The organism is Rathayibacter sp. AC451, from assembly GCF_979253095.1.
Window position 1 is genome coordinate 1,997,355 of sequence record NZ_CEEDBD010000001.1, and the last position, 15,523, is coordinate 2,012,877.

Sequence of the window (15,523 nt, forward strand, 5' to 3'; positions counted from 1 at the left end):
GGCAACCGACCCCCCTACTTCTGCACGTCCCCGCCCAGCTGCCCGATGGCGGGCAGCGGTCCGCCGTCGTCGGCGCCCGTGCGGCGCCAGCGGGCGATCGCGTTGCCCAGGTGGTAGATCACGAGCGCCGCGCCCGCGCCCAGGACGATTCCGCCGAGCTGGAAGCCGCCGGAGGAGAAGCTGAAGCCCGCGATCGCGATGACCAGGGCCACGGCGGCCGTGTACTGGTTGACCGGGCGCGAGAAGTCGACGCGGTTGTCGACCCAGATCTTGATGCCGATGACGCCGATCAGGCCGTAGAGCGCGGTGGTCGCGCCGCCCAGGACGCCCGCGGGGATCGAGTTGAAGATCGCCCCGACCTTGGGAGAGAGGCTGAGCAGCACCGCGGTGACGCCGGCGACCCAGTACGCCGCGGTCGAGTACACGCGGGTGGCGGCCATCACTCCGATGTTCTCGCCGTAGGTCGTGGTGCCCGAGCCGCCGAAGGTTCCCGAGACCGCGGTCGCGACGCCGTCGGCGATCAGCGCGCGGCCGGTGTGGGCGTTGACGGAGGGGTCGGTCATGGTCGCGACGCCGCGCACGTGGCCGACGTTCTCGGCGATGAGCACGAGCACGACGGGGAGGAACATCGCGATGCCCGACCACGTCGATCCGGACGCGAAGTCGGGGAAGGAGAAGGGCGGCAGGCCGACCCAGGCGGCGTCGCCAACCGCGGAGTAGTCGATCTCGCCGCGCAGCAGGGCCACGACGTAGCCGATGACGACGCCGACGAAGATCGAGACGCGGCCGAGGAAGCCCCGGAAGAACACTCCGCCGAGGATGATCGCGGCGAGGGTGACCGTCGCCGTGACGGGGGCCTGCTGGTAGCTCGACCAGGCGGTGGGAGCGAGGTTGAAGCCGATCAGGGCCACGATCGCACCCGACACGACCGGAGGCATCAGGCGGTCGATCCAGCCGAGGCCGACGAACTGCACCACGACGCCGACCGCGGCGAGCAGGAGGCCGACGGCGACGATCCCGGCGAGCGCCGATCCGGTGCCGCCGACCGCCGTGGCGGCGGTGACGGGGGCGATGAACGCGAAGCTCGAGCCGAGGTAGCTGGGCAGCTTGTTGCGGGTGATCAGGAGGAAGAGGAGCGTGCCGACACCCGAGAAGAGGAGCGTGGTGGCGACGGGGAAGCCGGTGAGGACGGGAACGAGGAACGTCGCTCCGAACATCGCGACGACGTGCTGCACGCCGATCGCGATCGTGGCGGGCCAGCTGAGCCGCTCGTCGGGGGCGACGACGGCGCCGGGCTCGACGGTGCGGCCGTCTCCGTGCAGGGACCAGGTGGGCATGGGGGCTCCTCGGGCGGGGAAGAAGGGGGCGGAGAAAGAGGGATGCGGAGAAGAAGGGATGCGGGGAAGGAGAAGGGGCGGGCGGATCGCCGGGGTACAGGCTAGCGATCGACGGCCGCCGCGGGAGTGGCGGTGAACTCCCCCGCGCGGGTGACGCCCCTCGCGTCCGGCCTCCGTAGGCTCGCGGGATGGTCTCAGGTCTCGTCGGCTGGCATCTCGCGATCGTCCTCCTCGTGCTCTCGCCCGTGCTCGTGCTCGCGATCGCCGTTCCCGTGTCGTTCGCGCAGGGCGTGCGCGCAGGGAGGCGGGACTGGTCTCGGATCCCGTCGTGGAGCCGCTGGCGATCGCGGCGTTCGTGCTCGCGTTCCTGGTGGGGCCGGCCGCGGTCGTCTGCGGCGTGCTCGCGCGGTCGCGGATCCGCCGCTCCGGTCGCGCGGGCTGGGGGTTCGCCACCTACGCGGTGATAGTGGGCTGGCTGCTGACCGCGGTCCAGGTCGTCGCCCTCGTCGGGACGATCGCTTCCCTGACGCGCTAGCGGCGCCTCGATGTCGCGCTAGCGGCGCCCGGACCGGCCCCTCGACGTGCGCGAGATGCTCCGGCGGGGGACCATGAGGACATGCACGATCCTCTCGCCGACGCCGGACGCTTCGACGCGGTCGCCGCCGCGGTCGCCGACCCGGTCCGCCGCTACCTGTGGCGCCGCGCCGACGCCGCCACGGCCGACGCCGTCCTCGGGCTGACGCTCGGCGTGCTCCGCGAACGGCGGATCGGCCCGCCCGACCCCGTCGCGAAGTCGCTCGCCGTCGCCCGAGCGCTCCTGCGCAGCTCCCTCCGCGCCCAGCGCCGGCAGTCCCTCCTGGCCCAGCGCCTCGCCCTGGTCGAGCCGCCGCAGCTGCAGTCCGACGAGGAGTCGCGGGCGCTGCACGAGTGCGTGCGCCTGGCACTCGCGCGCGTGGCGGAGTCGGACGCGGAGCCCCTGCGGCTCTGGGCGTGGGACGGCCTGGACGCGCACGCGATCGGCATCGTGCTCGGCATGCCCGAGGAGGAGGCGTCGATCCAGCTGGCGAGGGGACGTGCGCGGATGGCGGACGCCCTGCGGCAGCCCGGCGCACCGGAGGTCGGCGCCGAGCTGCGCGGCCTGCTGCGCTCGATCGATCCGGCCGCGGCCCTCCCCCCGCTCTCGGGGGCCGATCTCTCGACGGTCCTCTCGGGCGCCGACCGCGACGACGCGGCGCCCCGGCGGCGCTCGCCCTGGCTCATCGCGGGGGTCGGTGCGCTCGCCGTCGCGGCGATCGCCCTCCCTCCTCCTGCCGCTCGCCTTCGCCCTCGCGACGTCCTCGGCGCGCCTGGCGAGCACGAGCAACGGCTGCCCGACGGACCCGGCCGCCGCACTCGGCGAGGCGCAGGTCGCGTTCCGCGCGGAGGTCCGCCTCGATCGACGACGGAGCGGTGACCCTGCGCGTGATCGAGCGCTACCGGGGCGACATCGGGGACAGCGTCACCGTCAGCACGCCGCGCGGCGCCACCGCGCAGTGGGAGACGGGCATCGACTACCTGGTCGCGGCCGACGCCGAGTCGCTCCTGGGCTGCGGACTGACCGGTCCGAGCTCGCCCGAGCTGACCGGGCTGTACCGGGACGCGTTCGGGGGCGCCGGGATCTGAGTGGTCTGCGGCCTGAGAGGCCGGGGTCTGAGTTGTCCGGGGTCCCAGGCGCCCGGGTCCGACCCGCACAACTCAGGCTGGGACGGCCGAGAACGGCGAAAGGCCGCGGATCGGCCCGCTCAGCCTTACTTGCGAGGACGCATTCCGGCCGACCCGGGCGGCCGACTCGCGGAGGGGAGTCTTGTCGCAGAGTGATGGGTGGTGACAGTATCGACTTTCGATACGAATCGCACGACCAACGATACGCCGCCCCCTCTGGAGGACCCGATGCCCCGCCCACTCCTCGTCGCGCTCCGCGGCCTGCTCGCCGTGCTGCTGCTCGGCTGCGTCCTCGTGCAGGTGGCGGTCGGCCCCTTCGCTCTGGAACGCGCTCGACGGCGGACCGATCGACGGGGTCCTCGTCGCCGTGATCGTCGCCGGCGTGCTCTGCATCGAGGTGGTCCTGGTGTCGGTCTGGCGGCTGGTGTCGCTGGTGCGCGACGACGTGCTCTTCTCGGGCGACCACCGCTCCGATCTCTGGGTCGACCTCGCGATCGGCGCGTTCCTCTTCGGGGCGGTGCTGGCCCTCGGGGGCGCGGTCGCGGTGCTCGCGGTGGTGCCGGCTCCGATCCCCGCGCTCGCCTTCGGACTCGTCGCCGTGTCGAGCGCGACGCTCGCCCTGCTCGTCATGGTGATGCGGCGGCTCCTGCACCTCGCCGTCGAGCAGCGCAGCGAGCTCGCGGAGGTGGTCTGATGGCGATCGTGCTGCACCTGGACGTCGAGCTCGCGAAGCGGAAGATGTCGGTCACCGATCTGGCGTCGGCCATCGGCATCACGACCGCGAACGTGTCGATCCTCAAGAACGGGCGGGCGAAGGCGATCCGCTTCTCGACGCTCGAGGCGATCTGCTCGGTGCTGGGCTGCCAGCCGGGCGACATCCTGACGTTCGTCCCGGAGGAACTCCCCGTTCCCGAGGCCGCGCGGTGACCCGGAGCGAGCGGCGCGCGGTCGCGATCCTGCTCGGGGCGGTCGGCGCCGCCCTGCTCGTGGGCTGGGCCCTCGTGACGAGCGGGGCGCTTGCGGTGCTCCTCGACCGCGGCTGAGGACCGCCACGGGCGCAGGCCCCCGCCCCCGCGTGCAGAACGTCAGCTGAGAAGGGGCCCGACCGCTGACAGCCGAGCGACCCCACTCGCAGCGGAGGTTCTGCTGCGCTCACGCGGCCACGGCTCTCTCGGCCGGCCGCACGACGACCCGCGGGGCCCAGCCCAGCAGGATCGCGGCGCCCCCGAGCGACAGCTGGCCGACGTACGGCAGCACGGCCGACACCACGGAGCCGTCGCCACCCGAGGTCGCGAAGGAGTCGGCGATCGACATGCCGATGCCGAAGCCGGTGAAGAAGCGCAGGAAGATGGCGGCGCCCACCAGCGCGAGCATCACGATCGCGAGGCGCCGCGGGGTGAGGGCGGCGGCGGTCCGGTGCACGGCGAGCGCCGCCACCAGCAGGGCGGGCACGGTCCAGAACGCGACCCAGATCGCGGTCATCACGAGCGTCGGCTGGAGGGAGAACCCGTCGCGCTCGGCCATCAGCGCGTAGATCGTCGCGAGGTCGGTCCCCGGCACCTTCGCGAGCGGGTTCCAGACGAGCAGGTCGATCGTGCCGAGCACGACGACGGCGAGCATCAGCGCTGCTCCCCCGAGAGCGACCGGGACGCGCTGCCGCCGGGTCGCGACGCGGTGCGCCGGCGCGATCGGGCGGGTGCCGCCGAGCACGGCGACTCCGGTGGAGAGACCGGCGAGCACGAGAACGAAGCCCAGAAGCGGGAGCCACCACGGCGCTCCGGGGATCAGGGCGCCGAGGACGACCGTGGCGGGCCCGACGATCGCCAGGAGGAGGGAGACGCGGGCCGTGCGGGTCGCGGCCGAGCGGGCGGCACCGGCGAGGTGGACCACCCCGATCACCCCCGCGACGAGCGCCAGCGCGACGACCAGCCGACCGGTCAGCTGCAGCGCGGCGACGACTCCGGCCGACGCGTTCTCGGGCACGATGCCGCCGGCCGTCAGGTAGTAGCCGATCAGGACGACGGCCGCGGCCGTCAGCAGGCCGAGTCCGCGGCGGGCGAGGCGGCGCGGGCGGAGGAAGAGGGGCTCCCCCGAGTGCGCGGGCAGCGCCCGGTCGAGGGTCGCGCTGAGCACGAGCGCGCCGAGCACCACGTCGCGGCGGCGCAGTCCCGCCTCGGCGGTGCCGGCCGCGTCGGCCCGCCACTCCTCGACGTAGCGTTCGCGGGCCAGCGGAGGGAGGAGTCGGGCGAGCAGGCGCAGCAGCAGGTCGATCACGCGCGGGCCTCCGCTCCGGAGAGGCGGGAGGCGGGCCGGGCCTTCACGGCGTCGAAGCGCGCGACGGCCGAGCGGGCCGCCTCCGCGCCGTCGCCCGTGAGCTCGTAGAGCCGCCGCCGCGGACCGCTGCGATCGGTGTCCGGCTCCCACGACGACGCGACCCAGCCCGCGCCCCTCGAGCCGCTCGAGGATCGGGTAGACGCTGCCGGCCGGACGGCCCGTGCGCTTGATCACGAGCATCCCCCACACGGACGCGCCGTCGTCGAGGAGGACGCGGAGCACGTCGACCGTGGCGGGCGTGAGGCGGGCGAGCGGGGTCATGCGCGCAAATCTAGCTATGTAGAGATAGGGCGTCAATGCGGATGCGGCGCCCCTTGGCGCACCTTGAGAGGATCGATGCATGACTCTGTACAACCCCGCCGTGTTCCCCGAGCCCGCCTCCGGCCCGTCGTCGACGCCGCCGTCGCAGAAGTCGGGGAACGGACTCGGCCTCGCGTCCCTGATCATCGGCATCGTCGCGCTCGTCGGAGCGGTGATCCCGCTCGTGAACTACGTCTCGGGCTTCGTCGCCTTCGTGGGCCTGGTGCTCGGAGTCATCGCCCTGTTCCTGAAGAACCGGACGCGGGGCACGGCGATCGCCGGCTCGATCCTGAACCTCGTGGCGCTGATCCTGTCGATCGTGCTCGCCATCGTCTACACCGCGGGTCTCGTCACGGGCATCTCGAGCGCCGTCGAGGACGCCGAGGCGAGCCGGGCCTCGAACAGCCCCGGTGTCTCCGCCGCCCCCAGTGCCTCCGCCGCCCCCGCGGGCCCGACGCGGACCGTCGTCTACGAGGTGACCGGCGACGCCACGAGCGCCTCGATCGGCTACTCGACGTCGGGAGTGGCGGGTACGGAGGACGGCTCCGACTCGCTCCTGGACCAGTCCCTCCCCTTCACGAAGGAGGTCCAGGTCGAGGAAGGCGGCGAGTACTCGATGAACGTCTTCTCCCTCACCGCGACCAACGGCCCCGACGACACCGGAGCCATCACCTGCCGCGTGACCCTCGACGGCGAGGTCATCGCGGAGCAGACGAGCACGGGCGCGTTCGCGGCGGCGTTCTGCACGACGACGTCGGACTGAGGGCAGGGCGCTGCCTCCTGCGTCGGTGGCGTCCGGCAGAATCGCCCTGACAGCAGGAGGCGCTTTGCAGTTCACGATCGACGGAGATCCGTACGAGCTCACGCGGGAGTCGGTGGAGGCTGCGCTCGGCGCCGTTGAACCGGCTGCCGTCACGAAGTACTCGATCGAGGCACTCGGGCGGCGGTGGCCGGTGAAGCAGGTGCTCGCGGTGGCGACCGGGCTGGGATCGAAGCCGTTCGACTCCGGCACAGCGCAACGAGTCCTCAAGCAGCTGGGGTTCGTGGTCGTAGGCGACCACACCGCTCGCACCCCCCTCGACGGCTCGCAGCGCACCTTCGGCGGCGTGAGCTGGAGCCTGGCGGCCTCGGACGACGACTACCTCGAGGCCCGATCAGGGCGGCTCCACGTGCCGACCTGTCGGCACGGCGTCACCCAGCCGCGCCGCTCCTGGAGCGAGGCCGAGGTCCTCGATGCGTGGCTCGCAGCACCGGACACCGATCCCCGCGAGCTGACGTCGCCCGGCTGGTGCTCCGATTGCCTCATGGTGCGCGGGCTCGAGGAGGAGGTGACGCGCTCGGAGGAGTGGCCGCCAACCGGCAGTGCCGAGCGTCGAGCCATCGCGGCGGCGGCAGGTGTGATCCTCACGCCGGCCCTGAGCGGCGGCTCCTCGGCGCTCGACTCGACCGTGCGGACCTGGACCGCGCCCACCGCCCGAGCTTCTTCGCGGCGCCCTGGACTCGCTACCCGACGCGTCGGGCGGGTTCCGAGGGCGGCTTCTGCGGCAGCTCGCCGAGGCTCCACGGGAGGTCGTCCTGCTCGCGGCCGAGCTGTGCTTCGTCCAGCGCCTTCCGCTCACCAACGTCGGCGCCGAGACGAAGCGCGAGCTGCTGCGGGAGATCCTGGCGCTGCTCCCCGACGCGCCCGTCCTCCCCGAAGCGGTCGCGGCCGCGTTCGACGTCCGCGGCACATTCAACGGCGGGGCGGGGTTCACCCCGCAGATCGCCCGCCATCTGCAGTGGCTCTGCTCGTTCATAGAGCACTGGGACGGACTGGATGCCGAGATGCGGGACGCCGCTCTCGGAGATCCGTGGCTCTTCCGAGAGCAGACCGCCGCCGTCGATCCCGCCTCCCCTGCCATTCAGAACTCCCTGCTCGCGCTCACCTGGCCGAGCGTCTTCGAACGCATCGTGTCGACGGCGGACAAGACGAAGATCCGCGACACCTTCGCTCCGGCGCTGCCAGCGGGGCCGACTGGGGACCTCGACCGGGATCTGCTGCATCTGCGCGACAGCCTGGATCCGCAGGGGCACCTGGACATCGACTGGTATCTGCCGCCGTGGAGCACAGAGTGGCGGGACGCCGATCGGAGCGACGCTCCGGCCGCCTGGTGCGTCCCGAGCGCAGCGGTACTCGGGGACACGATCGGCTACCCCGGCGCGATCGCCGCCGACTTCGGAGCGAGCCGCTCCGTCATCCGATCGACGGCGCTGGCGCGGTGGGACGGGGCGGAACCGATGCCTGCACTCCTGCAGCGGGTCGACGCCACCGCAGCCGTGCTCAGCGGGATGCGTCCAGGCGAGCAGATCCTCGTGCGGGACGGTCGTGGGATCCGGGTGGGGACGCTGCGGAGCGGACGATGGATGCCCGGCGACCGTGCTCAGCGGTCAGTCCGGTGGGAGGACGAGCGCGTGCCAGAGGAGGCCCTTCCGGAGGCGGTCCTGGCCGCGCTCTCGGAGGAGGTGGGCTTCACCCGGGTCGAACCACTATCCATGCCCACACCCGCACCGCTCGACCTGCGCCTCCCGCGCCCCACCGCCGAGTTCGCGGCCGGTCTCCATTACGACCGGGTGTGGCTGGACGACGTGACCGCGGTCCTCGAGGAGCGGAGGCAGATCATCCTCTTCGGCCCTCCCGGCACGGGGAAGACGTTCGTCGCGCGGGCCCTGGCCCGGTTCGCCGCCCCCGCGAGCGCCGTGCGGATCGTGCAGTTCCATCCCTCCTACTCCTACGAGGACTTCTTCGAGGGCTTCCGTCCCGCGACCGACGCGAGCGGCTCCGCCGTGTTCCGCCTCGCGAAGGGGCCCCTCCGGCTCCTCGCCGATTCGGCCGTACGCAACCCGGCCGTCCCCCACGTGCTGATCATCGATGAGATCAACCGCGGCAACATGGCGAAGATCTTCGGCGAGCTGTACTTCCTCCTCGAGTACCGCGACGAGCAGGTGTCGCTGCAGTACTCCCCCGAGGAGCCGTTCGCGCTGCCCAAGAACCTGTTCGTCATCGGCACGATGAACACGGCGGACCGCTCGATCTCGCTCGTCGACGCCGCGATCAGGCGGCGCTTCGCCTTCTTCGAACTCCATCCGGCCCAGCAGCCGGTGCGCGGTCTGATCCACCGTGTCGAGGGGCGGACGACGCGACGCGGTGCGCTGCTCGACACGCTGAACGACCGCATCGGCGAGACGGACCGCGACTTCCAGATCGGCCCCTCCTATCTGCTCCGCGACAGTGCTCGCACGGAGGAGGGACTCGCTCGGATCTGGGAGCACGACATCCTGCCTCTGCTCGATGAGCACTACTACGGCCGGCTGTCTCGGAGACGAGGTCCGGGCGCGGTTCGGGCTCGACGCCCTCGATCTGACCGCACCGGTGGTGGACGACGAGATCGACGAGCCGTGACACGCGTCTCGCTCGAGGAGAACGGAGGCTGGCGGCCGTGCGACCTCTCCTCCGAGGTCATCGCCGCCGCCACGTCAGCGGGGCTCGTCGACTCCCGGCTGAGTCGCACCGGGATCGAGATCGCCGCAGCGTCGAACAAGGTGGGAGCGGTGCGCTGGGGCGACGACGAGATCCTGGTCCATCCGAAGACTCCTCTCGGGTCGCTGCTGTTCCTGCTCGGATACGCGCGCGACCCGGATTTCCGCCCGGAGGACGTCGATGCGACGCCGGACGACGACCTCGCCCCCGCCGTCGCAGAGACGTTCGCCCGGCTCGCCGAACGTGCTCTCGCCCGCGGCGTTCTGCAGGGCTACCGCACCTACGACGAGACCGCGGTCACCGTCCGCGGGCGCATCCGGATGTCCGACCAGGTCTCTCCGAGGCGGGCGACTGCTGCCGGTCGAACTGTCCGTCGACGAGTACACGATCGACATCGCCGAGAACATCGTGCTGCGCGCTGCTCTCAGCGCCCTGCTGACGCTGCCCCGACTCCGCGATGCGCTGCGTCGTCGCCTCCTGCATCTCGACGGACGCCTCGACGGGGTCGAGCGGCTCCGCCGTGGTGCGCCGGCGCCCGCCGTGCGTCAGAGCCGCCTGAATGCGCACTACGCGCCGGCACTCGCCTTCGCGATGCTGATCCTCGAGCGCCGGTCCCCCTCCAGTGCCGAAGGCGAATCGCCTCTCGCCTCGTTCGTCGTCGACATGGCCGTGCTCTTCGAGAGCTTCGTCACGACGGCGCTGCGGGAGGCTCTCGCTCCGCTCTCGTCGGGCGTCACGCTCGCGCAGTACCCCGCCACCCTCGACGAGCGCGGGCGGCAGCCGGTGCGGCCGGACATCGTCCACGTCCGCTCCGGGCGCCCGCGGATCGTGGCGGACGCGAAGTACAAGACCGGCGCCTCCCGCGTGGAGGATCTCTATCAGATGCACGCCTACTGCACCGTCCTGGGTCTGCGCGACGGGTGGCTGATCTCGGTCGGCCGGGGCAGCTCCTCGTACTCGGTGCGCGGCGCCGCGGTGGAGCTCCACATCCGTCGACTGGATCTCGCGGCCGCACCGGGCCGGCTGCTCGAGGAGGTCTCCGCCCTGGCTGCGGAACTGGTCGCCGACCGAAGGCACGTCACCTCAGAGAACGGTCACCCGCTCACACCCTGAAGCGCGACGGCGACGAGCACCCCCCGCGAGGAGGAAGGCCGCAACGGCCGCCGCCATCCCGAGCACCGGGATGGACCACGCCCGGCGCGAGGTGGTCGACCGGCGGACGACCGCGACGAGTGTCAGCACCGCGAACACGCCGACCACGGCGGGGACGATCCACGTCGCGACGCTCAGGAGGGAGAGGTCGCACCCGGAGGGGTTCCCTCCGCACGCGTCCATCCCCATCTGCAGGATCAGGACGAGGAACGAGAGGCCGGCGCCGAGGCCCACCAGCAGGATGAGGAGCAGGACCGCCTCGATGCGGCTCGCGAGCCCTGCCGGCTCGCGTTCGGCCGGGCGGCGGACGCGCGGGGGCGGATCCGGGTAGGGGTCGTCGGCATCGAAGGACACGGTGACCTCCCTGGTGAGCGGGTCCCGGACGGGCCCGGGGAGATTCTCGCCCACCGCGCACGGAGAAGGACGGATCGCCAGTGCCGGCGGGTCCGTCCTCCTCCGGTGTGCTCCGGGACTACTTGCGGAACATGCGCGCCGTGGTCTCGAAGAGGCCCTTCACCGGGCGCTGCTGCTCGCCCTGCTGGGCGCCGAGGATGATGATGACCGAGGTCAGCACCGGGATCAGCCACTGAGTCGCCTTCTGCACGCGCAGGGCGGTGGTCAGCTCGGCCGAGTTCTGCGGCAACGCCTCGGTGACGCCCTTCGCGCCCTCCTCGATGTGCTTGGCCTGACTGGCTCCGGCGATCGCGGCGGTGACCGACGCGGCGCCGGCGAGGCCGGTGACGACGGTCTTGATGACCGTGTTGGTGCGGCTCTCCTGCTGGTTCGCCAGGCGGGTCTTGTTCGCGAGGATCAGGCCGATGCCTCCGACGCCGTGGGCGACGATCGCGGCGAGCTGCACGGGCGTCCAGCGGGCCCAGCCCACGGATGCGATGCGGAGGCGCTCCGACGGGTCGGAGGAGGTCGCGGCGGCACCGTTCAGGCCGACGGCACCCATGAGGGATCCGCCGAACCAGGCGGCGGCGCCGAGGTCGTGGAGGCTTCGGACGAGCGTGTTCCGTGACGGCATGCGTGTCTCTTTCTTCGGTCGACAGGAGGGGCTGCGACCCCCGTATATGGGTGACGCTACGCGCGGGGCGGGTCGAGCGGTCGGGGCTTGACCTCTCCCTCCGCAGCCGCTCTGGTAGAAGAGCGCGCCGACGCGCACCGACAGGAGGAGCGACATGGCGGACCAGGACGAGCAGAAGAGCATCCGCGACGACTTCCACGAGGCCGTGAACATGACGGCCAAGCAGATCGAGAGCTGGCTCGAGACGGACGAGTCGGAAGGAGGTCGGTCAGAAGTCCGACGGCGGCGAGTCGGTCGGCCACCACAGCGGCCGCCGCATCATCGAGATCCTCGGCACGAAGCAGGCCGACCTCGGCGACGACGACTACGCGCACATGAAGAAGGTCGTCGGCTACGTGCACCGGCACTCGGCGCAGCGTCCGGACGGCGACGTCACGGAGACGAAGTGGCGGTACTCGCTGATGAACTGGGGGAACGACCCGCTGAAGAAGTGACGGGGGTCACTGGCGAGCGACCATGATCGAGGAATGCAGATCCTCGAGGTCGTGGCCGCCGTGATCACCGACGGGGACCGGATCCTCGCGTGCCGGCGCCGTCCGGAGAAGGCGTCCGGCGGCCTGTGGGAGTTCCCGGGCGGGAAGATCGAACCCGGAGAGACGCCCGAGCAGGCGCTGGAACGTGAGATCGCAGAAGAGCTGGGAGTAGCTGTCAGCGTGGGAAGTCGGCTGAGCGTCGACGACACCGAGGTGGGTTCTCGGGTCATCCGGTTGAGCTGCTGGTGGACGATTCTGCAGGGTTCCGCTCCGGTTGCGAGCACCGACCACGACGCGCTTCGCTGGCTGGGTCGGAAAGAGCTGGCAAGCCCGAGTGGGCGGCGCCTGATCTTCCGGCTGTGGCGAAGCTGATCGCCGGGGCCTGAGCCTCGATCAGCCACAGCCGAGATCGAGCCGAGCATCTCGCAGCCGGCGGAGGCGCCGATGTTCCGGTCGAACACCGCTCCGACCGAGAGCAGGAGTCGTTCAGTCGTCGGCCTCCGGGCGAGCGCTTGCGGAGCCGATTCCGCCCAGTGGCAACCGACGCCGAGACGATCTCGACCACGACCTCGACGTCCTCGTGTTCCCAGAATCGGAGGGAGACCCAACCCGCTTCTCCCAGCAGGCGGTCGGTGTCCCGATCACGCGCGCGGTTCGTGGCCACCTTGTCGGCCCAGAAGCCGGCGTTCGTCTTCGACACCGTGTGGTGGATCGGACAGCCGTGCCAGAAGCAGCCGTCGAGGAACACCGCGACCCGCTGCTTCGGGAAGGCGACGTCGATCGTGCGTCGCGTGGACCCGGGAATCCTCACCTGCAGGCGGTAGCGCAGCCCTGCCGCGTGAAGTGCAGATCGCACCCGCAACTCGACCTTCGTGTCACGCCCGCGATTCGAGAGCATCGACCGCCGGACACCGTCGCTCGAAGCCCATGACATCGCTCGAGACTAGAGCCCGACGCGACTATGTCGATCTGGACGAGGCGGGTGGTGTCGCTGGCGAAGGAGACCGTGGTGCCGTCGTAGGGGTCGATCAGGAGGCCCGAGAGGACCTTGCAGTCGCGGGTGCCGGGAGTGAAGACCGGGTCGAGGAGGTCGCGGCCGAAGACGTGGATGGGGGTGTCGTAGCCGATGGCATCGGCATCGGCATCGGCATCGGCATCGGCATCGGCATCGGCATCGGCATCGGCATCGGCCGAGAAATGGCCGACGCAGCGCGCGCGCCGCACGTCGTCACGAAGGCAGATCTGTCGGACTTGATCCCGCCCCGCACCAGAGTGGAGCGACCCGATGGGCGACGACATTCTGGGTGCGGCTTGCGCCGGTCAGTTACTGACCCGGGCGAATTGCGGCACGGCAAGGGATGATGGTCACTCATCGAGTGAGAGGATGCCATGTTCTTCGAAGAACTGCGCGACAATGGCTGGCCAGCCGAGATGTCCATCACCGTCGCAAGTGGGGAAATTCATCTCCTAGAGCTTCTTTGGATCCGACATCACGCCAATCTTCGGGCCCTTCCTCGACTCCCCTCGGCGGACCTGCCCGGTCCGTCGAGCACCGGTGCGGACTTCTCGGAGTACGAGCCTGTATGGGCGGAGGAGTGGAGTAAGGCGTTGCAGTCAAGCGCACAGGTCCATACGACTAGCCCCGAACGCATGAGAAATCTGTCCGAGCTTTGGGAACTGTCACATCCGGTCGCACTCGCCCGGTCTGTGGGTGTGTCGCTCGCCGGCGCTCATGAGTGGAAGCGGCGTCTACGGAACCGGACGGCGGTCAGGGACGAGATCCCAGAGGAGATGCACGATGCCTGGTCGAAAGGCCTGAGGGTGATCATCGAACTCCCACTCCGGGGGGATTACGGTCGGCAGTATGACGACCACGTCTTGCTCGTTTCGGGAGCGCTTCGTGCCAGCGAACGAAAATATGCGACACTCCTGAGTTCCTTCAGCTGAAGAGGAAGCCCCCGGCTGCGATGTAGCCGGGGGCTTCCTGCACGAGTTAGAAGTTCTCGCCCGGAGACCCGGACGAGCAAACCGTCCCGTTGTTCATGACAACATTCGACCCGGGCGTGATGTTGATGAATCCACCGCCGGTGTAGAAAAGGGACCAGGAACTCGACCACGTCGCTCCTCCGGGTCCAATCCATGACTTCGACGGAAGACCAGCACCGCCGTAGATCTGAGTGATCCACAGCTTGGAGATCACAGGACGGGGCACCGTGTAGCCAGTCAGTACCACTTTCCGCTGACCGTAGGAGGTGATGTCGATCCAGGATTTTCCGCAGGAGCCGTTGATTTCCGTCTTTGCTACTGAAGAACTTTTCGAAAGCCGCTTCTCCAGGTTTCGAGCTTCAGGGCTCACGGCGACGGACTTCTCTCTTCCGTCGGGCAAGGCGACGATCTTGTAGCCATTCGCTGCGGCCACCTTTGAATCGAATCCGGAGAACGTCATCTCCGATTCGAAGCGTTCGGTTGACGACGGTGCGCGCACTTCGTCGGATGCGGACGCTGTAGCTGGTGTACTGAGCAGCATAAGGCCAGCTGCGGCGGCGAGCATAAAGCCTGCGGCTCGTTTCTTCGGCATTAGTGATCCTTCCGATTTGTAACTGAGACGACCGCATGTTTTCGGTCACGGACCGAGGTGTCAATGAGTCGGCGCCGGAAGCACCTCTCTGGCGTCGAATGTCGCTTGGTTCGGAACCTGTGGAGCGACGGCCAGATCGAATCCGTGCGCGGCAGTTGCCGTTGAGCTACGCCCTGTCCGGACGGGGACGGAGGCGGAATCAGATCCGCGGACAAGACGTGAGGACTGCCGCCGCCGCTTCACGGTCCCTTGCCTTGATCCCCAGCCCGTACGTGCTCAGCACTCCCACGAACTGCTCCACGTACCCGCACCGCAGCTCCACAGCCGGCGGCAGCCACTCCCCCGGCCCCGCGTCGCTCTTCGACTGGTTCGTCTCCTCCGACGCCGCGACGAGGTTCGCCGGATCGTTCGCGAAGGCGAGGCGCTGCTCGTCGGTCCACGCCCACGCCCCGTGGTGCCACGCCCAGCCGAGGGCGACGACGTGGTCGATCTGGACGAGACGGGAGGTGTCGGTGCCGGAGGTGAACTGCACAGCGGTGCCGTCGTAGGGGTCGATCAGGAGGCCCGAGAGGACCTTGCAGTCGCGGGTGCCGGGCTTGAAGACGGGGTCGAGGAGGTCGCGGCCGAGGACGTCGTTGCGGGTGTCACAGCCGTTGCGGTCGACGTCCGACCAGGACTGGCCGAAGAGGTCGCGGTCGTACGGCACGTCGGCGCGGCCGTCGTCGGTGGGGAGGGCGGCGAGGAGGGCGAGGGCGGGTGAGTCCGGAGCCGACGGGGCGGGCGACTCCGGGGACGACGGGGTGGGAGCTGATGCAGTGGGACCAGCGGAGGACGACGACGGTGCCGGAGACGTGAGCCACGGGCCCATCGGCGCCACCGACTCCGACACCGCCATAACCGCGAACGCCACGGCGACGGCCGCGACCAGCGCCAGCGTCACGGCGAGCGCGGGCCGGCGACGACGGCGCGCACGGGGCGCACGGGGCACGCGGGGCACGCGAGGCGCCGGCCGCCGCGCTCCCGGACGCGGCGGCGGGGGTCTGC

General features: G+C 70.6%; 16 protein-coding genes and 4 pseudogenes. 12 read left to right on the plus strand and 8 right to left on the minus strand.

Annotated features, from left to right (window positions below; genetic code table 11):
* Positions 1–14: 14 nt before the first annotated feature.
* A complete protein-coding gene (locus tag AC0CID_RS09565; RefSeq protein WP_465226607.1) occupies positions 15–1,337 on the minus strand; it encodes a uracil-xanthine permease family protein in 1,323 nt (440 codons plus the stop codon).
* A 328-nt stretch (positions 1,338–1,665) separates the two neighbouring features.
* Between AC0CID_RS09565 and AC0CID_RS09570 the strand changes: the two genes are divergently transcribed.
* The 5 genes from AC0CID_RS09570 to AC0CID_RS09590 all read left to right on the plus strand — a co-directional run bounded on the left by AC0CID_RS09570 (position 1,666) and on the right by AC0CID_RS09590 (position 3,965).
* Positions 1,666–1,872, plus strand: a complete 207-nt coding sequence (locus AC0CID_RS09570) for a DUF4190 domain-containing protein (RefSeq protein WP_465226608.1) — start codon at positions 1,666–1,668, stop codon at positions 1,870–1,872.
* A gap of 81 nt (positions 1,873–1,953) precedes the next feature.
* On the plus strand, positions 1,954–2,790 hold the full coding sequence (locus AC0CID_RS09575) for an RNA polymerase sigma factor (protein WP_465226609.1): 837 nt from the start codon (positions 1,954–1,956) through the stop codon (positions 2,788–2,790).
* Complete coding sequence (locus tag AC0CID_RS09580; RefSeq protein WP_465226610.1) at positions 2,787–2,999, plus strand: hypothetical protein; 213 nt, start codon at positions 2,787–2,789, stop codon at positions 2,997–2,999. Before AC0CID_RS09575 ends, AC0CID_RS09580 begins: the two co-directional genes overlap by 4 nt.
* Positions 3,000–3,405: 406 nt before the next feature.
* Positions 3,406–3,732: a DUF2975 domain-containing protein gene (locus AC0CID_RS09585; RefSeq protein WP_465226611.1), complete on the plus strand. Its 327-nt coding sequence runs from the start codon at positions 3,406–3,408 to the stop codon at positions 3,730–3,732.
* Complete coding sequence (locus tag AC0CID_RS09590) at positions 3,732–3,965, plus strand: helix-turn-helix domain-containing protein (protein WP_465226612.1); 234 nt, start codon at positions 3,732–3,734, stop codon at positions 3,963–3,965. Before AC0CID_RS09585 ends, AC0CID_RS09590 begins: the two co-directional genes overlap by 1 nt.
* A gap of 225 nt (positions 3,966–4,190) precedes the next feature.
* Here AC0CID_RS09590 and AC0CID_RS09595 read toward each other — a convergent pair whose 3' ends face one another.
* Positions 4,191–5,633 (minus strand): hypothetical protein, encoded by a 1,443-nt coding sequence (locus AC0CID_RS09595; protein WP_465226613.1) that lies wholly within the window; start codon positions 5,631–5,633, stop codon positions 4,191–4,193.
* Positions 5,634–5,712: 79 nt separating this feature from the next.
* On the opposite strand from AC0CID_RS09595, the gene AC0CID_RS09600 reads away from it, so the two are divergent.
* Positions 5,713–6,435 (plus strand): DUF308 domain-containing protein, encoded by a 723-nt coding sequence (locus AC0CID_RS09600; protein ID WP_465226614.1) that lies wholly within the window; start codon positions 5,713–5,715, stop codon positions 6,433–6,435.
* A 740-nt stretch (positions 6,436–7,175) separates the two neighbouring features.
* Here the strand turns inward: AC0CID_RS09600 and AC0CID_RS09605 are convergent.
* Positions 7,176–7,745 (minus strand): hypothetical protein, encoded by a 570-nt coding sequence (locus tag AC0CID_RS09605; RefSeq protein WP_465228145.1) that lies wholly within the window; start codon positions 7,743–7,745, stop codon positions 7,176–7,178.
* 459 nt (positions 7,746–8,204) lie between these two features.
* Between AC0CID_RS09605 and AC0CID_RS09610 the strand changes: the two are divergent.
* Both AC0CID_RS09610 and AC0CID_RS09615 read left to right on the plus strand, forming a co-directional pair.
* Positions 8,205–8,723, plus strand: a pseudogene (locus AC0CID_RS09610) (McrB family protein); the annotation flags it as partial.
* A gap of 576 nt (positions 8,724–9,299) precedes the next feature.
* Positions 9,300–10,302 (plus strand): annotated as a pseudogene (locus tag AC0CID_RS09615) (McrC family protein); the annotation flags it as partial.
* Here AC0CID_RS09615 and AC0CID_RS09620 read toward each other — a convergent pair.
* Together AC0CID_RS09620 and AC0CID_RS09625 are read right to left on the minus strand one after the other, a co-directional pair.
* On the minus strand, positions 10,273–10,695 hold the full coding sequence (locus AC0CID_RS09620; RefSeq protein ID WP_465226615.1) for a hypothetical protein: 423 nt from the start codon (positions 10,693–10,695) through the stop codon (positions 10,273–10,275). The pseudogene AC0CID_RS09615 and the gene AC0CID_RS09620 overlap by 30 nt on opposite strands.
* 118 nt (positions 10,696–10,813) lie before the next feature.
* On the minus strand, positions 10,814–11,368 hold the full coding sequence (locus AC0CID_RS09625; RefSeq protein ID WP_465226616.1) for a hypothetical protein: 555 nt from the start codon (positions 11,366–11,368) through the stop codon (positions 10,814–10,816).
* A gap of 314 nt (positions 11,369–11,682) precedes the next feature.
* Here AC0CID_RS09625 and AC0CID_RS09630 point away from each other — a divergent pair.
* Positions 11,683–11,862, plus strand: a pseudogene (locus tag AC0CID_RS09630) (DUF3140 domain-containing protein); the annotation flags it as partial.
* 33 nt (positions 11,863–11,895) lie between these two features.
* Positions 11,896–12,273 carry a (deoxy)nucleoside triphosphate pyrophosphohydrolase gene (locus tag AC0CID_RS09635; RefSeq protein ID WP_465226617.1) on the plus strand — a complete coding sequence of 126 codons (378 nt, stop codon included), beginning with the start codon at positions 11,896–11,898 and terminating at the stop codon, positions 12,271–12,273.
* 265 nt (positions 12,274–12,538) lie between these two features.
* Here the strand turns inward: AC0CID_RS09635 and AC0CID_RS09640 are convergent.
* Positions 12,539–12,799 (minus strand): annotated as a pseudogene (locus AC0CID_RS09640) (very short patch repair endonuclease); the annotation flags it as partial.
* 29 nt (positions 12,800–12,828) lie between these two features.
* Between AC0CID_RS09640 and AC0CID_RS09645 the strand changes: the two are divergent.
* The gene (locus AC0CID_RS09645) at positions 12,829–13,263 is read left to right on the plus strand and encodes a hypothetical protein (RefSeq protein ID WP_465226618.1); all 435 of its coding nucleotides are present in this window, start codon (positions 12,829–12,831) and stop codon (positions 13,261–13,263) included.
* Positions 13,264–13,290: 27 nt separating this feature from the next.
* Positions 13,291–13,848: a hypothetical protein gene (locus AC0CID_RS09650; protein ID WP_465226619.1), complete on the plus strand. Its 558-nt coding sequence runs from the start codon at positions 13,291–13,293 to the stop codon at positions 13,846–13,848.
* A gap of 46 nt (positions 13,849–13,894) precedes the next feature.
* Here the strand turns inward: AC0CID_RS09650 and AC0CID_RS09655 are convergent, their stop codons facing one another.
* Together AC0CID_RS09655 and AC0CID_RS09660 are read right to left on the minus strand one after the other, a co-directional pair.
* Positions 13,895–14,479 (minus strand): hypothetical protein, encoded by a 585-nt coding sequence (locus tag AC0CID_RS09655; RefSeq protein ID WP_465226620.1) that lies wholly within the window; start codon positions 14,477–14,479, stop codon positions 13,895–13,897.
* Between the two features lie 199 nt (positions 14,480–14,678).
* Positions 14,679–15,467, minus strand: coding sequence for an HNH endonuclease family protein (locus AC0CID_RS09660; protein WP_465226621.1), 789 nt, complete (start codon positions 15,465–15,467; stop codon positions 14,679–14,681).
* Positions 15,468–15,523 lie beyond the last annotated feature (56 nt).

Excerpts from the sequence above, each read along its gene's own strand:
- AC0CID_RS09635 (WP_465226617.1), top strand. The coding sequence starts at position 11,896 with ATGCAGATCCTCGAGGTCGTGGCCGCCGTGATCACCGACGGGGACCGG.
- AC0CID_RS09655 (WP_465226620.1), bottom strand. The coding sequence starts at position 14,479 with ATGCCGAAGAAACGAGCCGCAGGCTTTATGCTCGCCGCCGCAGCTGGC.
- AC0CID_RS09600 (WP_465226614.1), top strand. The coding sequence starts at position 5,713 with ATGACTCTGTACAACCCCGCCGTGTTCCCCGAGCCCGCCTCCGGCCCG.
- AC0CID_RS09565 (WP_465226607.1), bottom strand. The coding sequence starts at position 1,337 with ATGCCCACCTGGTCCCTGCACGGAGACGGCCGCACCGTCGAGCCCGGC.
- AC0CID_RS09595 (WP_465226613.1), bottom strand. The coding sequence starts at position 5,633 with ATGACCCCGCTCGCCCGCCTCACGCCCGCCACGGTCGACGTGCTCCGC.
- AC0CID_RS09650 (WP_465226619.1), top strand. The coding sequence starts at position 13,291 with ATGTTCTTCGAAGAACTGCGCGACAATGGCTGGCCAGCCGAGATGTCC.
- AC0CID_RS09590 (WP_465226612.1), top strand. The coding sequence starts at position 3,732 with ATGGCGATCGTGCTGCACCTGGACGTCGAGCTCGCGAAGCGGAAGATG.
- AC0CID_RS09625 (WP_465226616.1), bottom strand. The coding sequence starts at position 11,368 with ATGCCGTCACGGAACACGCTCGTCCGAAGCCTCCACGACCTCGGCGCC.
- AC0CID_RS09575 (WP_465226609.1), top strand. The coding sequence starts at position 1,954 with ATGCACGATCCTCTCGCCGACGCCGGACGCTTCGACGCGGTCGCCGCC.
- AC0CID_RS09645 (WP_465226618.1), top strand. The coding sequence starts at position 12,829 with ATGACATCGCTCGAGACTAGAGCCCGACGCGACTATGTCGATCTGGAC.